Source organism: Bacteroides sp., assembly GCF_030151085.1.
Taxonomy (GTDB): domain Bacteria; phylum Bacteroidota; class Bacteroidia; order Bacteroidales; family Bacteroidaceae; genus Bacteroides.
In genome coordinates this window covers 1-2,667 of sequence record NZ_JASLER010000112.1, presented here as the reverse complement: position 1 = coordinate 2,667, position 2,667 = coordinate 1, and the positions used below count along the sequence as shown (strand labels likewise).

General features: G+C 43.2%; 4 protein-coding genes. All 4 read right to left on the bottom strand.

The genetic code is table 11. The features are described from left to right. A partial coding sequence (locus Q1W14_RS21725) for a phage tail sheath subtilisin-like domain-containing protein (RefSeq protein ID WP_300704962.1) occupies positions 1–1,390 on the bottom strand: 1,390 nt, incomplete at its 3' end. Between the two features lie 159 nt (positions 1,391–1,549). After that, positions 1,550–1,993 (bottom strand): N-acetylmuramoyl-L-alanine amidase, encoded by a 444-nt coding sequence (locus tag Q1W14_RS21720; protein WP_300704960.1) that lies wholly within the window; start codon positions 1,991–1,993, stop codon positions 1,550–1,552. A gap of 3 nt (positions 1,994–1,996) precedes the next feature. Continuing rightward, on the bottom strand, positions 1,997–2,101 hold the full coding sequence (locus tag Q1W14_RS21715; protein WP_156148567.1) for a smalltalk protein: 105 nt from the start codon (positions 2,099–2,101) through the stop codon (positions 1,997–1,999). Positions 2,102–2,195: 94 nt separating this feature from the next. Then, a partial coding sequence (locus Q1W14_RS21710; RefSeq protein ID WP_300704956.1) for an HU family DNA-binding protein occupies positions 2,196–2,667 on the bottom strand: 472 nt, incomplete at its 5' end.

Here is a 2,667-nt window from a genome sequence, read left to right as displayed (position 1 = left end):
CACTGAATGCATCTTCGGGAGTGGCTCCTGCCAGACCGCCTCTTTTCCATACTCCACGCAGGAAGTTCTCAATCATATATTTAATATTCAACCAGGTATTTGCATCATTAGGTTCGAATACATAGGCATGAGCTGCATTTTTGACGGATTCTTCCAGGAAAATCATGGTACGACGCACGTTGATATATCTCCAATCCAGTGAATTGCTATCCAATGTACGGGCGCCCCAGACTTTTATGCCTTCGCCGATAAAGGAACGTATTGCATTAATTGCCTTGCCATTTGCTGGTACATTTAGATCCTCTTGTTCCCTGTTATTGATGTTTATCTCCGGTCTGTTAATGTAATTGACTGAAACATTTGCAGGTGCTTTCCACACACCGCGCGTATTATCCACCATGGTGTAGATACCTGCCATGGCGGCGGAAGGTGGCAGTAAATTCAGGGATGCCTTCACAGTCTTTATCATCGACTGATATACGCTCCAGTTTTGCAATAAAACTTGATGAAATTCATTCTTTTTATTATTCGGCGTTTCTTGGCTCTTTATGATTTCATCAATTGTTGCATTTGCATAATTCAAAATGCCGGAATCTTTGGGAAAGAATGCCTTGAAATCAAGCTCACTGTCAGCAGACCAAGAAAACATATCGGCTGTAATATCTTTATCTCCCAGTATTGTTGTCTCAAGCCACGGATAGTAGGCTGCTCCATATGACAGGCCATTGTTGCCGATATTGGTCTGGAACTCTTTTACTTGCTCCATCATAGTCTGATTCTCCGAACTTTTGGCTTGAACATCAAGAATAGCAAAACGATTCTGCATTTTACTGCAATGATCCAGAACCATCGTTTGAATATTTGCACAATCCGAAGAATACACTGCTTCGGGAATCAGAACCATTGTTATTTCCCGCTCTTTTTCAAGAGCATTGATCGCATTGCTCATCATATTCTTGTTCAGCAGTTGGTTGTCTTTATAGTTTCCTGCTGAAAGAACATAGCAAGTACCGCCTCCATTAGCAAAGAACATCAACATCTGATAGTAGAGAGTGAAGTATTTCTTTCTCTGAGCTGTAAATACATACTTTGTGGTTGTCGCGTCAGTTTCGGTATACTCTTCCTCGTACATAAACAGGCAGTCTGCAATAGTGCTGTTCGACTTTTTAATGCTTAGGATAAACTTTTCTTCGGGACTTTGACCGAAATAGTTTATATATTCCGCCATAGAGGAAATTCTCCATGGTTTACCTTTTAAGTCTTCCTTTCCATTTGAAGCCTTTTCAGTGATGCCTATAAAAACAGGAATTGAAGTGGGAACCTCTACTACTGAATTCGGAAAGGCATTTTTTTCAACGATGTATACACCGGGAGTTTTCATGTTTGCCATAAATCTATTTTTTATTAAGATTTGATGTAAGAAACTTACTTCATTATACAAAGAAAGCTTTTTTAATTAATCTATCCAAATAGAAAAATATCTATTTTTTGATATTTATAATTCATAATATTGATACTCAAATGAGGTTGAACTGATAGTATCAGGAGCTTAAAGCCCCCGATATTGTCCTTTCGCATCGAAGCACGGACACGCCTTGTGTATGGAATTACTGAGCTGATAATGTCCCAATATGCTAGCTTGCGGATAATCTGTTTTCAGTTGTCGCAGCAAATCGAGCAGGGAACATTTCTGGGCATACGTCCTTGTATCTGCCGGTCGGCCGCGTTCATCCAGTCCGCCTTCGTAGCAGATACCGATGCTCCTGTCATTCCATCCTGTAGCATGTGCTCCGATCTGGTGAACCGGACGACAGATGTGCACTTCACCGTCACGTGTGATGTAGAAATGATACCCGATGCTTGCAAAGCCCCTTGCCAAATGACATCTTCGAAGAGCTTCTACGGAGAAATTCTTGTCACAGCGTGTTGCTGAACAATGAACTACCAGGAGTTTTACCTCCCGATAGTTCTGATAAAAACTGCCTGCTCTCATAGTCTATTTCATGCAGGAATTTAGTCCGAATACACCTGCCAGGGCAGATGCTACGGCGATTACAACTTTGATGATCACACTCCAGGTTGAACTTGATTTTTTCTCCATGTGACAGTAATTTAGTGATTAGTGATTTAGTGATTAGTGATTAGCAATAGCGCAGACTTTCATTATTAATTTCTAAAGGCTGCGCCTTTAGACCCTATCCTAGCGGATCATCCTCTATGCCTCCGTCGCCTCCTGAATTTCCACCTCCACCGGTGTTTCCACCATCGTCTCCTCCCGGTGTGGGTGTTTTGGAAATATCCACGGTGGTCTGTCCTGCCTTCTGTGCTTTGAGCACAGCGCGTGTGGCAGCACGGGTAGGGACCGGTGAGAACTCCATACCGGCGAAGATGTTTTTCAAATCTTCTCCGGGGATAAACTGAATATTGACTCCGGTAATATTGGCAGCCGAGAATTTCTCTGCCGTTTCAGCCCCCCGGCTGGTTATCTGTAATCGGAATTTCCCCAGGTCTCCGAAGTCTACCTGTTCTCCTGCCCGCAGGCCGTCAATCATATTCTCGACGGTAGCGATGATAACGGCAGTCACGTCGGCCCTGCTGGCGGTGGTCTGCGATGATACTCTCTTGGCGAGTGCTTTTAGTGATAACTCTTGCGAAACCTGCGCTTTC